Origin of the sequence: Micrococcus sp. HG099 (genome assembly GCF_024723355.1) — a bacterium.
Lineage (GTDB): Bacteria > Actinomycetota > Actinomycetes > Actinomycetales > Micrococcaceae > Micrococcus > Micrococcus endophyticus.
The window spans coordinates 1-2,591 of record NZ_JANQCJ010000200.1; the positions used below are offsets into that span (position 1 = coordinate 1).

The following is a 2,591-nucleotide window of genomic DNA, read 5'->3' on the forward strand; positions in this document are numbered from 1 at the left end:
CGGACCCCCTCACCACGGACCCCGGCCTGCGGTGCGGGCCTAGACTGACCCCCGGCGGCCCGGTCCGCGCCGATCGCCCCTTCCCCGTCGCGCCGCCCTCGTCCCCCGGAGGCCCCGTGTCCCATCCGTCCGTCGCGTCCGTCCCGCCGCCCGACCCCGTCGATCCCGCCGACGACGCCGCCGCGGTCCACCCGCCCCAGCTGCCCGGCGCGCTGCGCACCCCGCCCGCGCGCACGCTCGTCGAGCTGTTCGACGCGACGGCGCGCGAGCACCCCGACGCCCCGGCCCTCGACGACGGCGTGGAGCCGCTGACCTACGCCGAGCTGCAGGCGCGCGTCGACGAGACCGCACGGCACCTGTGGGCCGCCGGCGTGCGGACCGGGGACCGGGTGGGCGTGCGGATCGCCTCCGGCACCGCCGCCCTCTACGTGTCCATCCTGGGCGTGCTCGCCGCCGGCGCCGCCTACGTGCCGGTGGACGCGGACGACCCCGAGGAGCGCGCCCGGCTCGTCTTCGGCGAGGCCCGCGTGGCCGGCGTGCTCACGGACGAGCGCGTCTACGCCCCCGCCGACGACCACGCGCCCCGCCCGGACGCGGAGGCCCGCGCCCCCGGGCTCGAGGACGACGCGTGGGTCATCTTCACCTCCGGCTCCACCGGCACCCCCAAGGGCGTGGCCGTGAGCCACCGCTCGGCCGCGGCCTTTGTGGACGCGGAGGCGCGGATCTTCCTCGCCGAGGACCCCCTGGCCCCCGGCGACCGCGTGCTCGCCGGCCTCTCCGTGGCCTTCGACGCCTCGTGCGAGGAGATGTGGCTGGCCTGGCGGCACGGCGCCTGCCTCGTCCCGGCCCCGCGCTCCCTGGTGCGCTCCGGCATGGACCTCGGCCCGTGGCTGGCGGAGCGGCGGATCACCGCCGTCTCCACCGTGCCCACCCTCGCCGCCATGTGGCCCACCGAGGCGCTGGACAACGTGCGCCTGCTGATCTTCGGCGGCGAGGCCTGCCCGCCCGAGCTCGCCGCCCGCCTCGCCGAGGACGGCCGCGAGGTCTGGAACACCTACGGCCCCACCGAGGCCACCGTGGTGGCGTGCGCCGCGCCGCTGACCGGCGTCGGCCCCGTCCGGATCGGCCTGCCGCTGGACGGCTGGGACCTGGCCGTCGTCGACCCCGCCACCGGGGTGCCGGTGGCCGAGGGCGCCACGGGCGAGCTGATCATCGGCGGCGTGGGGCTGGCCCGCTACCTGGACCCGGCCAAGGACGCCGAGAAGTACGCCCCGATGCCGACCCTCGGCTGGGAGCGGGCCTACCGCTCCGGCGACCTGGTGGTGTTCGAGCCCGAGGGCCTGCTGTTCGTGGGCCGCGCCGACGACCAGGTGAAGCTGGGCGGGCGGCGCATCGAGCTCGGCGAGGTCGACGCCGCCCTCCAGGCGCTGCCCGGCGTGCACGGCGGCGCGGCCGCCGTGCAGACGACGCCGGCCGGCCACCAGATCCTCGTCGGCTACCTCGTGTCCGCCGACCCGGAGGCGGACCTCGACCTGCACCTGGCCCGCGAACGCCTCGCCGAGGAGCTGCCGGCCGCCCTCGTGCCCCGCCTCGCCCTCGTGGACGCCCTGCCCACGAAGACCTCCGGCAAGGTGGACCGCCACGCCCTGCCCTGGCCGCTGCCCGGCGCCGAGCCGGACGACGAGGCGCCCCAACCGGACGAGGCCACCCCGCACGGCTGGGTGCTGCGCCAGTGGGCGGACGTGCTCGGCGCGCCGCCGTCCGGCCCGGACGCCGACTTCTTCGAGGCCGGCGGCGGCTCCCTCGCCGCCGCGCAGCTCGTGGCCCGCCTGCGGCTGCGCCACCCCGCCGTGACGGTCCAGGACGTCTACCGCAACCCCACCGCCTCGGCGCTGGCGGCCGCCGTCGTCGGCGAGGACGGCGGGGCCGGCGGCATCGAGGTGCACGACCGGCACGTGGCGAGCACCCGTCACCGCACCCAGTGGGCCCAGACCCTCGTGGGACTGCCCGTGTTCGTGCTGCCCGCGATGCGCCTGGGCGTGTGGACGGGGCTGGCGCTGAACCTGCTCGCCCTCACGGGGCTGGCCCCCGGGCTGCCGACCGTCCCCTGGTGGGTCCTGGCGGTCGCCGGGCTGCTCGTGGTCACGGTGCCCGGGCGCATGCTCGTGACGGCCCTGGCGGCGCGCCTGCTGCTGCGCGGCGTGGAGCCCGGCTCCCACCTCCGCGGCGGCCGGGTGCACCTGCGCCTGTGGCTGGCCCAGCAGATCACGGACGTCGTGGACCCCTACTCCCTGGCCGGCGCGATGTGGGTGCCCGCCTACGCGCGGCTGCTCGGCAACCGCATCGGGCCGGACGTGGACCTGCACAGCGTTCCGCCGGTGACCGGCCTGCTCACGGTGGGCGAGGGCGCCTCGATCGAGCCCGAGGTGGACCTGTCCGGATACTGGGTGGACGGCGACGTCGTCCGGATCGGTGAGGTGCGCATCGGCGCCGGCGCCGTGGTGGGGGCCCGCAGCACGCTGCTGCCCGGCGCCCGCGTGGGCGCCGGGGCCCACGTGGAGGCCGGGTCCACGGTGGCCGGCCGCCTGCGC

1 protein-coding gene is annotated in these 2,591 nt (G+C 78.0%); it reads left to right on the top strand.

The annotated features are described in order from the left end of the window. Window positions 1–116 precede the first annotated feature (116 nt). Window positions 117–2,591 (top strand): non-ribosomal peptide synthetase (locus NWP10_RS11475; RefSeq protein ID WP_258300991.1); only part of this gene is annotated, 2,475 nt, incomplete at its 3' end.